This is a genomic window from Cupriavidus sp. GW822-FHT03E04, from assembly GCF_058801495.1.
Map to the genome: position 1 here is coordinate 1 of NZ_JBXANI010000058.1, position 13442 is coordinate 13442.

Consider the following 13442-nt stretch of genomic DNA (forward strand, 5'->3'; position numbering starts at 1 on the left):
TTCCCCGCGGATTGCACTCACAGATAAGTTTTGGATCCGTAGCAGGTTGTGGCGAAAGCGCACCGCTCTTGCTCACCGCATCTTCGGGTTTCCCCTGGCATCCCGGGTACATAGCGGCCACGATGGCCAACGGATGTGATACCCCCTCGAGGTGAAGGGAGCATCATCCAGTCGTAGAAGCCGCCGGTGCCGCGCCTCGCAGGCGTAGCCCACTCGAACGAATAGCAGCGGCCAGAACAGGCGCTCGGCAGGATGCGCGGCGTCCAAAGACACAACACACCTGCACGAGAAACCGGCCTCCATCCAGCCCTGGTAGAGAAGTGGTCGAATTCACGGTTCGAACCCTGCGCTTGATGATCCTAGCTCGGATGGAGTGCCTTTTAGGGCATAAAATGGAAAAACAGCAACCGCTGGCGCTCACGCGATCTTGTAAACTCTCCGGGCGACTCCCGAAAACAGCTCGCCACGCTCGTCGACGCCAAACGGTTGCGCAATGCGCTTGAAGGCGTTCCACAGCGTGTCGTACGAAGTGGACAGCATGTCCACCGGGAAGTTGCTCTCGAACATGCAGCGTGATGGCGAGAACAGATCGATGGCCGTCAACACATGCCGGCGGTGGACCTGTGCAAAGGCTTCGGACGAGAGAGGCTCGGCCCGGAAGGCGTAAGCCGAGGGCTCGGTCTGCGTGACGAATAGCGCCCCCAGCTTTACGACGACGTTGTCGCAGTCGGCAAGTCGAGTCATGCCCGCGCGCCAGTCGGCGAAGACCTCCTCGCGCCGCCCCGCGTAAGGGCCTATGTTTAGTGGCCCGCCCAGATGGTTGAGCACGATCGTTGTCTCCGGAAACGCTCGCGCGAGGTCGACCACATCATTGAGTTGCGTATGCAACACCCACGCCTCGAAGCTCAAGCCCCTGCGGGCCAGTTCGGAGAAGCCCGCTCGGAACTCCGGCCGCTTCAGAATGTGCGGCTCCGACGCGCCGTAGATCGGCGGAAGCGAAGAGTCGAAGGCCGCCATGTGGCGGATGCCACGGAAGCGCGGAGACGCTTTGGCGTGGGCATCGAGCACGTCGCCAACGGCCGCGCCAAGGCAGAGGTCGGCGTGCGGCACTATCGCTGCGCACAGGCCTGCCGCGCGGCCACCCCTCTGCCGGGCATCGCGCGTCACCCGTTCCGCATAGACCGTCTCGCCCACTGGCCTCAATGGTGCGGGGCCGTCCTCGAAGTGCTGGGCGTGCGAGTCGACTAGCACCGTGGCAACGATATTGTGCTTCGACTCGAGGATGTCCTCACCAAGCTCTTCGACGTCGTAGGGCTGGAACAGTGGATGTTCCCAGTTCTTAGCCCACAGGTGATGGTGTGGATCGATGATCGGCAAGTCTGGGTCGACGACCGGCTCGGCTGCAAAGCTCTTCCACTGCTTGGATGTCACGCGCGTCTCCTGTCACTGCGATGCGATAGTTCGAGACTAGCACGTCAGAGGCCTGCAAACTCCTTCGGCGTCAGCGTCTTCTATATGGATCACGTCCGTTAGCATGCACAGAACATCGGAGCATCGCGCATAGGACCGCACGTAGAACGATGGCTGGGCGACGTTCGCGAATCCATCTCCACACACACCGCACACTGCTACTGCGGCATCGCCCGGTTGACACTTAGCCCCCCCAACACCTCAATGCCTTTCATTCCTATGCGCTCGGAAATCCGGCGTGCGCTTGCCAACGTCCGCGACGGACAGACAGCGCGCGTACAGCCGATAATCGGGCAGAGCGCGCCGTATCATCGGGCCGATCTGATAGCCGACGGCATCAGCAACGACCCGGGCCAAAGGGTCGAGACCTACTACAACCGGATCGTCAAGTGCCTTGGAGCGGTACTCATCCCCTTACCGCCTGCTAGATCGAGGTGCAGAACTTGCCTACCGGCAACTTCGACTAGTGACGCGGAAAAGTTCTGCAGCCGAGCCCTATCCTCTTCGGACGAGGTCAGCGCGATACTACTGACACCTGCCATCTTACCGAGCTGCAGCGCAACATCGACACGCCGCCGGTGCCTTGCACCAGTACCGAATTCGCCGGGCGGCACTGGCCTTAGACGGCGATGGGTCGCTAGGCCGTGAGACACGCGCACGGCAACATCGCAGCGGCTCGTCCGACAGATACGACAGCTTCTTTACGAGGCCATATCTCGTTTTGGCTGGCAAAGCTGTCGACATGATCGTAGCGCATCGCCTTGAACTTGGCGGCGAACGCCGGCCCGCCGATCCAGTCGGCAAATTTGATACCGACAACGCGGTCACCCGGCGCGAACCTGAAGACAGGTTTAATACCAAAGTGGAGTACCGCCAATCCCGCGGCGAATTCATGCACCTTCTCGTGTCGATGCATGCAATCGCAGAACCTACGATTGGAGTAACGGAACAGGCAAGCCCGTCAACCTATGCCAGCAAGGACAAGCCTACGTTCGTGTGCGAGCAAGAGCCGGTCGCTCGCGAGGGCTATTCTACCTAGCCGTAATAGCTTCGTCGAAGCTGAGTGACTGCACGGGATCGCGAACAAGGAGAGCGCGCAATGAGTGAACGACTGAAAGGGAAAACTGCCATTATCACGGGCGGTGGTACCGGCATAGGCCTGGCAACGGCAAAACTATTTCACGCCGAGGGCGCCAATGTCGTACTCGCCGGCACATCAGAGGCATCTCTACGAGCTGCCGAGGCTTTAGGAGATCGGGCGGTCGCGACGCGCGCAGATGTGAGCCGGGCCGACGATGTCCGGGCACTGGTTGGTCTTGCCGTGGGGGAGTTCGGAGGGCTGGACATTCTTTGCAATGTTGCGGGAGCGAGTGGCCCCATGTTTGCGTTCACGGAATGCAGCGAAGAGAACTTTAACACCATGGTTGACGTAAATCTTCGAGCCGTGTTCCTGACGATGAAATTTGCGATCCCCGAAATGCTAAAGAGGAACGGCGGGGCCATCGTCAACGTCGCCTCCACCGCAGCACTTATCGGCACGCCGGCGCTCGGTGCCTACGGCGCGGCGAAGAGCGGTGTAGTCGCTCTGACCAGAACCGTGGCACTTGAGTATGCAAAGACGGGTATTCGCGCCAACTCGATTTGTCCGGGCCCCATCGACACTCCGATGTTACGGGCCGGCCTGGCACAGAATCCAGCTGCGACGGAGTATTTCCGCGACTCAGTGCCGATGGGTCGCATGGGCAGACCTGAAGAAGTCGCGGCGGCCATCCTGTTCTTCGCCAGCCCCGAGGCCTCGTACATTACAGGGGCCACGCTGCCGGTCGAGGGAGGACAGACGGCTGCCTGAATGCTTTCTTTCGCCACCGGACGGATTGGGCCTCGTCCGGCCGCAATGCAAGCTATTCATCTGACTGAGAGCCCGAAGATCTTTATGTATGGCGACTTTCAGCCCTGCAGACCGACGAATCCCGCGCTCCTGAACGAGCGCGGGGTCCTGCGCGCCGCTTGCTGCAATGGCGGTGACGAAAGCCCGGCCGGTGAGATCAACTCCGTCTATTCCTTCGCCAAGTACCGGCTGACCTATCGACACCTTGAAAGCGGGGCACATTCCGGCAAGGTCGTCATCGACAGCTATGGCTACACGCGGCAGGCCTGGGATCAACCCATTACGAGTCCGGGTTGCCCATCCGGTTCATGGCGTAGAGACATCCCCGATCCTCCGTCGAGGGTCAGCAAACGCCATTTCGTCCCCCAGGCTCTCATGGGCAAATGACGCTGGGTTCGAACTCATCAATCCCGTCCGGGGGTAATGCAGTTGACGGTGATGCCGTACTGGGCAACGGTTTTTGACAGGCTTACTGTCATGGTGATCAGGCCAGTCTTGACTGAATTATAGGCGGGCGAGGTGTGCGCGAAGGGCGCCAAGGCAGCCGCGCTGGTGACCTGTATGATTCGGCCCCAGCCTCACTCCTTCATACCGGGAAGGAATCGCCGAACCATGCGGAAAGCCAAGCCGGTGTTGAATTCGAACTCCCTCAGCCAGTCAGCCACACTCTGTGATCGCCCAGGTCAGCGCCGGATCTTCCGAACCACCTGCATTGTTCCCCAATATGTCGATGTCGCCGACCTTTGCCTTTACCTGCTCCGCCACCTCCGCTGCTCCTTGCTCGGTCGCGAGGTCGCCTACCGCAATGTGCGCTTCCTGCCCCAGCCCGTTGATTTCATCGGCCACAAGCTGCGCGCGTTCGGCATTGCGGCCGTGCACAATCACGCGCGCTCCCTCGGCGGCCAATCGCTTTACCACGGCGGCGCCGATACCGGATTTGCTACCGGTCGCAAGCACGCGCTTACTCGTCAATTGCGGATCCATCCGTCGTCTCCATCTCGAATTCCCTGTTGTAAGACGGCATCGTCAGGTGCCGTCGTGCCGTACCAAACTCCGAATGCACCCCATTCCTGTCAATTCGGACGAGTTATGGCAATGCCCACCGTCTCGCAATCCCTAACGGGGGTGTCATCCGCAGGCGGCTCGGTGTGGCGCAAGCCAGCAAGGGCGTCGCATGCTACCGAGCACAACGAGAGTCATGCGAAGGTCCCTAACGGTCTAACAGTGATAATCCATAAACTCGCCTCCTGCGCGCCGCAGCGAAACTATTTGCGAAACCATCTCTAGTCGCCATCAACGGCGCCGACGCGCACGTCGCCTGTGCTGCCAAGCAGCCACACCGGTCCTCCCCTCAAATCGAGGGTCACGGTGGCCCTTCGGATCCAACTACAGCGATGCTGTCATTCCGCCATCCACTGGAAGCAAAATGCCGGTGACGTATCTTGCCTCGTCAGATAGCAACCAGCAGATTGTTAGTGCCACGTCCTCTGGCTCCGCAAGTCTACCCATCGGAATCATCGAGGCTACCGTCTCCTCCAGTCCGGGACGCTGGCCCAGCCCTTGTTCCAACATAGGGGTTCGTGTCGAACCTGGCATGACGGCGTTTACCCGCACGCCGGAGTCGGCGTAATCCAATGCGGCGCCGCGCGTAAGACCTGCCACACCCGCCTTCGAGGCACAATATTCAGTGCCGTTTTTGATGCTGGCAGTTGTCGCTGCGGAGGCAATATTGACGATAGCCCCGCCGCCTCTCTAGCATGGCCGCCAACTCATATTTCAAGCACGGGAATGTCCCACGTAAGTTAACTGCATTAACCTTATCCCAGTAGTCCGCCGGGATCTCATGAGTGCGCACGCCCTTGAAAACCACTCCAGCGCCATTGCAGGCGGCGTTGACGCGCCCAAATGCATTCTTGGCCGCATCAACCGCTCGGTCAACTTGCCTCTCATCGGCTTTATCGGTGCGTATATACAGCGCATTACCACCGAATCCCTCGATCGATTTAACCAGATCCTACCCCTTTACCCCTTTTTTTCACCTAGGTCCGCTATCGTCACCTGGGCCCTGCTCCTAACTGCCAGAAGAACCACTGCCGCCCGATCCCGCCGCTGCCACCGGTTATGAATACTGACCGGCCATTGAGCCCCGATGCACTGCCGGTCCCTTATACTGCTGATGAGGAATTCCCCATGTTCTCCCCTTCCCTGTAAAGTCTGCCTACGTGTCCCGCCACCGTGAGTTCCTCCTGCTCGCACCTCATCGTCGCAATTTCCTTGACATTCCAACGCGATCATTCGGTATTTTCGCAATAGGAATCCGGATTGGATGCTCTCTCCTCACGTATTGATGAAGCCGCTCATGCCGCCATCGATCCTGAGGTTGGTTCCAGTAATGAACGATGCGAGAGGACTTGCAAGAAATGCGATTGCGGATGCAAGCTCTTCCGGTTTCCCCATCCGGCCGACCGGTATCTGCCATCGCTTAACAAGAATCTTCTCGATCTCCTCGATCGACATACCGACAAAAGGCGGAAGCTTCGTCACAAACTTGCGATAAACAGGCGTATCGACGGAGCCGGGCGTGATGCAGTTGACTGTAATCCCGTGACGAGCCACAGTCTTGCTCAAGCTCACTGTCATCGTGATGAGACCGGCCTTTACTGCGTTGTATGCGGGTGTAGTGTGTGCAAATGGCATGGTGGCGCCGGTACTCGTTACCTGGAAGATCCGTCCCCAGCATCGCTCTTTCATCCCCGGTAGGAAATGCTGGATCATCCGGAACGCTGAGCCGGTATTGATTTCAAAGTCCTCGAGGAAGTGATCCCACGTGGTTGTGGCCCAGGTTCGCGACGGATCTTCCGAGCCGCCGGCGTTGTTCACGAGTATGTCGATCCCGCCAAGTTCTGCCTGTATTGCCTTTGCTACTGCATCTGTTCCCTCATTCGTCGACAGATCACCAATCACGACGAAGGCAGTGCCACCCGATTTGGTGATTGCGTCGGCGATCAGGCTGGCACGATCCGCGTTCCGGCCGTGGACAACAACTCGCGCGCCTTCGGCCGCCAGCCGCTGAACCACCGCCGCGCCAATGCCAGAACTGCTTCCAGTAACCAAGGCGCGCTTCCCTGCTAGTTCAAGGTCCATTTGTTTTCTCCTTTCAGATCGGCACTTTCGTACGATTGCGTCAAGCCGCATCAAGACGCGACACGAAGTTCAGAATGCCCGCGTTGAAGGCGTCATTGCGGTCGCCGGCGACCATGTGCCCGGCGCCACCCACTGTCAAGCATTCGGCCTCGGGCATCAGTGCACGAAAATGTTCCACCTCCGTCTCGCCGACGACATCGCTCTGCCCGCCGCGAATAAGCAGGGTTGGCACCGTAACGCGGAGCGCAGCCGCCTCCAGGCGTGACTGCACGATTTCTGGATGCAGTTCGCCGTACGACAGGAAACGGGGATCCCAATGCCAATAGAGACGGCCGTTGCGTTCGCGCAGGTTGCGCATCAGCCCGCTCGCGTTGCGCGGGCGCGGCCGATCGGGGTTGTATCGCGCCACCGCCTCGGCCGCATCTTCCAGCGTCTCGAAGCCGGAGAGGTTTGCGTTCATAAAGGCTGCGATATTCTCTGCGCCATGTCTGTTGAAGCGTGGGGCGATGTCCACGAGCACCAGGGCACGAGCGTGCACCATGCCCTCCCCCACGGCGGCAAGCCCAATCATGCCGCCTAGGGAGGCGCCGACTATGATGGGGAAGGTCGGTAGTCGCTCAAGCACACAAGAGAGGTCTGAAACAAACGCGGACAGCCCATAGTCGCCAGCGGGTGACCAGTCACTTTCACCATGCCCACGTATGTCGAGCGAAACCACGTGGTAGCCTGCCTCGACAAACACGTCGAAGCCGCGCTTCCAACTGTGGCGTGTCTGCCCGCCGCCGTGCAGCAGGACAATGGTCTGGCACCGGGGATCGCCGCCGATGTCGCCTGCGATACTGAGGCCACTGGCAATTTGAAACCGATGCATAACAATCTACCGTTCGCAGTGATAGGCGCAGATCAGACCTCCGTGGACACCAGTTCTCAGCCTTCCCCTTCGCCAACTGCTGGAAGGCCTACCGACACCCTGGGAGCGTGGCGTACTTCGGCAAGCTCGTCATCGACTGCAATGGTCAAGCCTCCCGGGACCGCGCGACGTGCGGGCCCCTAGCGATCGGCAACACCATCCGATTTGGCGGCGTACAGCGCAACCAGCAGGTTAGCGAGCCGAGGATCGATCCATTGCCAGTCCGGGTTGAGCATCCGGTTCATGGCGTAGGCAACGCCAATCTTCCGCCGGGGGTCAGCGAACGCCATACTGCCCCCTAGGCCCATGTGGCCAAACGACGCTGGGTTAGAGCCCATCGTCCCTGTATTGAGGCGGAAGCCCGCAGCATACCGGGCAAAGCCGCCGGAGCACTGGTCAATTCCCGCGACGCGCTCGCGACTGGCCTGTCGTAAGGTGTCGGTCGATAGCAGGCCAATGCCCCCGACGGCCCCGTCGTTGGCGAGATGGTCATACAACTTCGCCAGACCCCGGGCATTCGCGCTAGCCCCCACACCGGCCAAGCCGTGCAGCCGCCATTCGCGACGCGCCGGCCAGTTCAATTCCAGCAACGGATTCAGCATGCTCGCCTGGAAAGCAGCCTGGTTCGGCGGGTCGAAGATGTGCGTGGCCGTGTCCGTCGGCGCGACCATCGCTGCCTGGCGGTGGTCCTCGGATTCCGAAAGACCGATATGGATGTCGAGGCCGAGCCTTCCGGCAATCTCCTCGGCGAAGAATCGACCGATCGTCCGCCCGTCCACGCGGCGCATCAGTTCTTCTGCCAGCGTGCCGAAGGATACGGCATGGTAACCCCAAAGCCCGGGCTGAAAGTACGGCTCTTGCGCCGCCAGCAGAGTGGCGACGTGGTCATGACTGTAATAATCCTCCAGCGTCACCGGTTCACGCGCCCCGGCGAGGCCCGCCTGATGCGACATCAGTTGCCCCACCGTGATCGCGGCCTTGCCGGCGGCGGCGAATTCAGGCCAGTACGCCGCGACCGGTGTTTCGTACGCCAGGCGGCCGCGATCCACGAGCATTGCGATGCACAGTGCGGTCAACCCTTTCGTCGTGGACCAGATGCTGAACAAGGTATCTTCGACAACGCGAGCCGATCCTTTCGCATCGACGTGCCCGCCCCACAGATCCACCAACGCTTCGCCATTGCGGTAAACCGCAAAACTGGCTCCGATGTCCAGCCCCTCGTCAAGGTTTGCAGCGAAGGCATCGCGGACAGCTTCATACCCTGCTGCAACACGCCCGAACACCGCCGTGCCGCTGGAGGAGATCGCCCCCATCTCTGATCTTTCTTTGCCACCAGCCGTGGCGAAGCGAATCACCGCTTTCTCCGCACGATGATGCCCGCCTCGTCCCGGTCCCATGTGGTGGTGGTCACGCTTTCTTCGCGCAACTTGTACTTCAGGACGCGACCGGTGGGGTTCTTGGGGAGTTCGGACCGGAACTCGTAGTAACGCGGGACGGCAAAGTGTGGCAGTTGCTCTATCGACCAGCGACACATCTCCTCTTCGGTGACTGTGATGCCTTCGCGGAGCACAATGGTTGCCTTGATGTCATCCTCACCCGTCTGTGCACCGATGGAATGAATGGCGACCTCCTGGATGGCAGGATGAGCGATATAGGTGCGTTCCAGTTCAAAACTCGACACGTTCTCGCCCCGGCAACGCAGATAATCCTTCCTCCGATCGGCAAAGAACAGATAGCCGTCTTCGATGCGGCCCAGATCGCCCGAGTGCATCCAGAAATTGCGCCACACCTTGGCAGTGTCCTCCGGACGACGCCAGTATCCTTCAAACATCACGTGCGGGTACCGGGGGCGAAAGACAATCTCTCCCACCGTGCCGTCGGGCACAGGCCGATCCTGATCGTCGAAGATCATGAGTTCGAACTCGTCAGCGACGCGCCCGGCACAGGTTTCAGGCGGCGTTTCGTCGGCGCCCACCATCGTCACGCGCGACCCCTCGGTCTGCCCGAAGGCCCAGGACGAGGCCAGCTTGACGCCGAACCGCCGCTTCCAGATTTCCCGAATCTCCGGCGTGATGGGGTGGCCAATAATCATGCGGAGTTGGCCATAGCAACGCTGCATGGCATCCGAGTCGGGTGCGTGAGCTATCAGGGCGAAGATAGATGCCATCAGTATCGCATTGCGGGCGCCGGACCGTTCGATGTCTGACCAGAAAGTGGTGACGGAGAAACGGGGCCAGATGGCGACGCGGTGACCCGCAACCAGCGCGCCCATGACCGCCGTCTGCGCGGTGCTATGAAACAGGGGCAGGCAAGTCCACGTGATTTCATCGTGAGCCTCGGGCATAGCCCTGCGCTGCTGGCGCCCCTGCATGCAGAGGTAGTTGTGGCTGATCATGCAACCTTTGGAGGGCCCAGTGGTTCCGGAGGTGTAAATCAGGGAGGCCAGATCCGAGGGACCGACGTCAATAGGTATCGGCGTCGCATCAGTGCCGCGATAGTGGTCGAAGGGTTCGATCGGTATGTCACAGGCGGGGAATTGGCCGCTGTCGCGGCAGAGAATCAGCGACACTTCAGGCAGTTGCTTTGCGATCTCGACCACGCGGTCGAGGTAGGCAACATCGCATATCACCAGCTTCGCCCCGGCGTCCGCAATCTGGTGACGCAGGAACTCGTGCCGATAAGCATTGTTGATGGGCACCCAGATCGCCCCGAGCTTGTTGATGCCGAACCAACAGGTCACGACATCGATGCTCGTGTCCAGGAAGGTCACCACCGTGTCGCCCTTCTTCACACCAAGCGAAGCGAGCGAATGTGCCAGGCGATTCGCCCGACTATCCATTTCCGCATAGGTGACTGTCTCGCCTTGGACATCGAGGAAGACCTTATTCCCTGCATGTTCTACCGTGCGCTGCAACGCGTGGAGGACGGTGTCGAGCTGGCCAGCACTGTAGTTGCTGGCCGATGGGCCGCGCCGGTCATGCTGGGCCGTCCCAAAGTCGAGTGTGTTGATCATTCCGATTTCTCCTTGAGTGAAACAGAAGCCCAGGCGTTTAGCGCCGGGGTTTCACGCTGTCTACGATCGACCTGGCACCGTCGACGGCGCGGCGGGCACGCTCGAGCGCCGATACGCCTTGCTCCTTAAGTCGGGTGAGCGGCGTTTCCACATCGATCGGCACTGCTTGCGGCAATGCCTCGACGAGGGCTCGAAGCGGCCACACGCCCTCGCCCGCCGGCACGCGGTTCAAGCCCTCCGCGAGATAATCGTCCGTTACGCCGAGATCCAAGCCGTCGCAAATCTGAGCGTAGCTGATGTACTTGGGTGGAATCGCCGCAATATCGGCCGGTGTACTGCCCGTCCGCATTACATGCAGAAAATCCAGCGCGACGCCGACATTCGGTCTGTCGATCGCTTTGGCGAAGAACAGCCCACGTTCGAGCGTCTTGCATGCTTCTATCAGCCCCATGAACTCGATGCCCGCACCGATCCCATACTCGGCGGCGATCTCGCAGAACCGCCCAAGGCTCTGAATGGCACGGTTGTCATTGTCGTCATGCACATGCACGACAGCGCGAGCGGCGCCCAGTTCCGCTCCTATCTCGAGATAGCGCCGATACCGTTCGATGTCTACATCGGGCGCAATTGGGAACATCTCGATGTTCGCCAGTTCGATTCCGTTGTCGGCCAGCCTGAGCTTCATCTCCGCCTGAGTTGCGGGCGTGATTGACGGAAAGTGGAACTGTGGCCACCCCTTCCCAGGAAACGGGTCGACCGGGTCGTGAATCCAGGTGACAATGCGTTGGCAGCCAGTGGCCGCGGCCAGGGAAACGAGCTCTAGTGGGTCCACGTCGAGCGCAGTCAATTGATGCAATGCTAAGGGGCGCATAGGGTATGCCTTTCGGATTGGCGAATACAACAGCTGCGGGCCGGACCGCGTTTTCTCAATTCCACTCGGAAATATCGGGCACGGAACGCAGCGGCCTCGTCCCGTCCCATTCGCGGGCCGATCGCTTCATGAAGGCGAACAGCTTGTCGAACATCGGGTCGAGCCGAACAACCTCGAGATACGGCATCTCCTCGCTGCCCGTCTCGAAGAAGATATATTCGCCACCAAGGCCGACTCGTGCTTCCTGGACTGCGGTCATACCCACCTTGGCCAGGTCGCAGCGTGTCCGCTCCACGTCCGAAGACTTGACCATCCCATGATGAAGTCCTCGCCGCCGGCCCTTGGTCCAATCGGTGAAGATGGAGGGAGCCTCGCTGTGTTGATGAATGAACTCGATCTGCAGTTCCTTCCAATAACCCAGAGCAATGGATTGATCGAGATTCGTCGGTTCCCCGCGGTAGCGAACGTCCAGCAAATCGATGTGCTCCATGTGAAAGAACGGCCCGGCACCAAAGGTACGCGTCCAGAAATTCACGCTGGCCGGGATGTCGTTGGTGATGAAACAGATCTGCTCTATCGCGCCTGATGCCGCAGGCAGCGTCTTGAATGTCGAGAGATCCAAAGGTGTCATGCGCGTCTCCGTTGCGTTAGTTCGATGAACGATTCATCCCCGCATTGGCGGTTCGAACCAATGGGGCTTCGAGAAGAGGAGCTTTCCATCCTTCAAGATCCAATGCTCGAGCAAGGTGGTGTCGATCGGCGCTCCTGTAGCGGCCACCGAGCCGACAAGGTGGAACATCAGCGCAACGCTCTGCAACCCCGGCTCGGTTCCCGCTTCATCGAAACGGCGATCCATTTCGAAACGTTCGATCTGCCATGTATCAAGAAATAGAGCCACGAACTCGAAGAAGCCGTCGATGCCCTGGTAACGACCTCCGTAGGGCAGTCCGTTCGATTGGACGACCTCGAATTCTGGGTGGACGAGAGTTGCCAGCAAAGCCTGGTCACCTGTCGCAAAGGCCGCGAGAAAGCGGTCCACTGGGTCCATGGGGGTCTGCGTCATTTGGTTTGCTCCCGTTGGTGGTCTGAATGTGCACGTGCCATCAATGCGCGGGTCACCGCGATCAGGCTTACTCTCACATCAATCGGAAATATATGGGACGGTCGAGGATCAGAATTAGCGCACCAATCCTGCTCTACAGATGCACGGCGTCCTGATTCTGAACGCGTATGCCCAGGTTGCAGCGCTGCGTGTTGTCCCGACGGATCTTGAAGTCGAGATCGTCAACGTCGATGTTGAACGCCGGGGCAGCGCTCACGCATGCGAGCAACAGCTCGGAAGCCGCATGTCTGGGCGCGTCAGCTCGGCGCGCTACGTACGCTGACTGCTCTATCATTGAGGTGTCTCCGGTGTTGTTGTAGCCAGTCGCTTCGTATCGGCGATTCGATGACGCATTACAAAGGCGATCGATGCGCAGGCTTCTGACGCGCTTGATGCAGCTTGCGTCTTCGTACGATGCATTTTAAGAAGTGCGGCCGTCGAGGGCTTGCCTGCGCGTGCAATACAAGCGGTGTCTCCATGCAACGATGTGACCGCAGGCGCGCAACGAAGAGCGGCCGACGACATCGCTCCGCCTGCGCAAATGAGCAGCGCCGGCTACCGTCTCGCTGAACGCGAACGCCTCCAGGCGTGACTGTGAAATGTCGGGATGGTGCTCATCGTGCCAGCGGCAGCGTCGGTCTCAGTGCCAGTAACGGCGGCCCGCTCACGCCGCTTCTCAACGCCGGAGAGACCCGCGTTCGTGACGGCAGCGATATGTTCGATCACGTACCTGTGTCGCTGCGCGGTGTGATTTCCACCAACACCAGCGAGCGAGACGCCGCCGATCGGGGCGGACGTCAAGAACGGTTGGGAGGCCCACGATGCGCGTGGCTCGCGTCCAGGCATGGGGAGTGCCGGCGAGCGCAGCGCGCTCAGCGCAGCCTACGCCGCCTTCGCAATAGCCGCCGTCTCCTGCAGCGCGTCCTCGCCCGCGCGCTGGCGGTACTCGCGCGGCGAGCAGCCAAAGTGCTCCCGGAACATGCGGCTGAAATGCGCGGCGCTCTTGAAGCCGGTCATGATCGAGATCTCGGTGATGGTATACCG

14 protein-coding genes and 1 pseudogene are annotated in these 13442 nt (G+C 60.2%); 2 read left to right on the forward strand and 13 right to left on the reverse strand.

Annotation, left to right across the window (positions count from 1 at the left end; translation table 11 throughout):
- Positions 1-417 precede the first annotated feature (417 nt).
- Complete coding sequence (locus AC1RQC_RS39950) at positions 418-1431, reverse strand: amidohydrolase family protein (protein WP_492886805.1); 1014 nt, start codon at positions 1429-1431, stop codon at positions 418-420.
- Positions 1432-2107: 676 nt separating this feature from the next.
- Positions 2108-2386, reverse strand: coding sequence for a hypothetical protein (locus AC1RQC_RS39955; RefSeq protein WP_492815158.1), 279 nt, complete (start codon positions 2384-2386; stop codon positions 2108-2110).
- 183 nt (positions 2387-2569) lie between these two features.
- On the opposite strand from AC1RQC_RS39955, the gene AC1RQC_RS39960 reads away from it, so the two are divergent.
- The gene (locus AC1RQC_RS39960; RefSeq protein WP_492815160.1) at positions 2570-3319 is read left to right on the forward strand and encodes an SDR family NAD(P)-dependent oxidoreductase; all 750 of its coding nucleotides are present in this window, start codon (positions 2570-2572) and stop codon (positions 3317-3319) included.
- Positions 3320-3745, forward strand: a complete 426-nt coding sequence (locus AC1RQC_RS39965; RefSeq protein WP_492815162.1) for a hypothetical protein — start codon at positions 3320-3322, stop codon at positions 3743-3745.
- Positions 3746-3762: 17 nt separating this feature from the next.
- On the opposite strand, the gene AC1RQC_RS39970 is transcribed toward AC1RQC_RS39965, so the two are convergent.
- The 11 genes and pseudogenes from AC1RQC_RS39970 to AC1RQC_RS40020 form a co-directional block, all read right to left on the reverse strand.
- Positions 3763-3924, reverse strand: coding sequence for an SDR family NAD(P)-dependent oxidoreductase (locus AC1RQC_RS39970; protein ID WP_492815182.1), 162 nt, complete (start codon positions 3922-3924; stop codon positions 3763-3765).
- 91 nt (positions 3925-4015) lie between these two features.
- Complete coding sequence (locus AC1RQC_RS39975; protein WP_492815164.1) at positions 4016-4342, reverse strand: SDR family NAD(P)-dependent oxidoreductase; 327 nt, start codon at positions 4340-4342, stop codon at positions 4016-4018.
- Between the two features lie 402 nt (positions 4343-4744).
- Positions 4745-5369: pseudogene (locus AC1RQC_RS39980) on the reverse strand (SDR family NAD(P)-dependent oxidoreductase).
- A 326-nt stretch (positions 5370-5695) separates the two neighbouring features.
- Positions 5696-6502: an SDR family NAD(P)-dependent oxidoreductase gene (locus tag AC1RQC_RS39985; RefSeq protein WP_492815166.1), complete on the reverse strand. Its 807-nt coding sequence runs from the start codon at positions 6500-6502 to the stop codon at positions 5696-5698.
- Positions 6503-6542: 40 nt separating this feature from the next.
- The gene (locus AC1RQC_RS39990) at positions 6543-7373 is read right to left on the reverse strand and encodes an alpha/beta fold hydrolase (RefSeq protein WP_492815168.1); all 831 of its coding nucleotides are present in this window, start codon (positions 7371-7373) and stop codon (positions 6543-6545) included.
- A gap of 179 nt (positions 7374-7552) precedes the next feature.
- The gene (locus AC1RQC_RS39995) at positions 7553-8767 is read right to left on the reverse strand and encodes a serine hydrolase domain-containing protein (protein ID WP_492886807.1); all 1215 of its coding nucleotides are present in this window, start codon (positions 8765-8767) and stop codon (positions 7553-7555) included.
- Positions 8764-10425 carry an AMP-binding protein gene (locus AC1RQC_RS40000; RefSeq protein WP_492815172.1) on the reverse strand — a complete coding sequence of 554 codons (1662 nt, stop codon included), beginning with the start codon at positions 10423-10425 and terminating at the stop codon, positions 8764-8766. Before AC1RQC_RS40000 ends, AC1RQC_RS39995 begins: the two co-directional genes overlap by 4 nt.
- Positions 10426-10462: 37 nt before the next feature.
- Positions 10463-11272, reverse strand: coding sequence for a sugar phosphate isomerase/epimerase family protein (locus tag AC1RQC_RS40005; RefSeq protein WP_492815174.1), 810 nt, complete (start codon positions 11270-11272; stop codon positions 10463-10465).
- Between the two features lie 79 nt (positions 11273-11351).
- Positions 11352-11927, reverse strand: a complete 576-nt coding sequence (locus tag AC1RQC_RS40010) for a VOC family protein (protein ID WP_492815176.1) — start codon at positions 11925-11927, stop codon at positions 11352-11354.
- A 33-nt stretch (positions 11928-11960) separates the two neighbouring features.
- On the reverse strand, positions 11961-12359 hold the full coding sequence (locus tag AC1RQC_RS40015) for a nuclear transport factor 2 family protein (RefSeq protein WP_492815178.1): 399 nt from the start codon (positions 12357-12359) through the stop codon (positions 11961-11963).
- 921 nt (positions 12360-13280) lie between these two features.
- Positions 13281-13433: a helix-turn-helix domain-containing protein gene (locus AC1RQC_RS40020; protein ID WP_492809067.1), complete on the reverse strand. Its 153-nt coding sequence runs from the start codon at positions 13431-13433 to the stop codon at positions 13281-13283.
- Positions 13434-13442 lie beyond the last annotated feature (9 nt).

Bases quoted from the DNA above. Each gene is read 5' to 3' on its own strand.
- AC1RQC_RS39955 (WP_492815158.1), bottom strand. From the start codon at position 2,386: ATGCATCGACACGAGAAGGTGCATGAATTCGCCGCGGGATTGGCGGTA.
- AC1RQC_RS39960 (WP_492815160.1), top strand. From the start codon at position 2,570: ATGAGTGAACGACTGAAAGGGAAAACTGCCATTATCACGGGCGGTGGT.
- AC1RQC_RS39965 (WP_492815162.1), top strand. From the start codon at position 3,320: ATGCTTTCTTTCGCCACCGGACGGATTGGGCCTCGTCCGGCCGCAATG.
- AC1RQC_RS39975 (WP_492815164.1), bottom strand. From the start codon at position 4,342: ATGGATCCGCAATTGACGAGTAAGCGCGTGCTTGCGACCGGTAGCAAA.
- AC1RQC_RS39985 (WP_492815166.1), bottom strand. From the start codon at position 6,502: ATGGACCTTGAACTAGCAGGGAAGCGCGCCTTGGTTACTGGAAGCAGT.
- AC1RQC_RS39990 (WP_492815168.1), bottom strand. From the start codon at position 7,373: ATGCATCGGTTTCAAATTGCCAGTGGCCTCAGTATCGCAGGCGACATC.
- AC1RQC_RS40000 (WP_492815172.1), bottom strand. From the start codon at position 10,425: ATGATCAACACACTCGACTTTGGGACGGCCCAGCATGACCGGCGCGGC.
- AC1RQC_RS40010 (WP_492815176.1), bottom strand. From the start codon at position 11,927: ATGACACCTTTGGATCTCTCGACATTCAAGACGCTGCCTGCGGCATCA.
- AC1RQC_RS40015 (WP_492815178.1), bottom strand. From the start codon at position 12,359: ATGACGCAGACCCCCATGGACCCAGTGGACCGCTTTCTCGCGGCCTTT.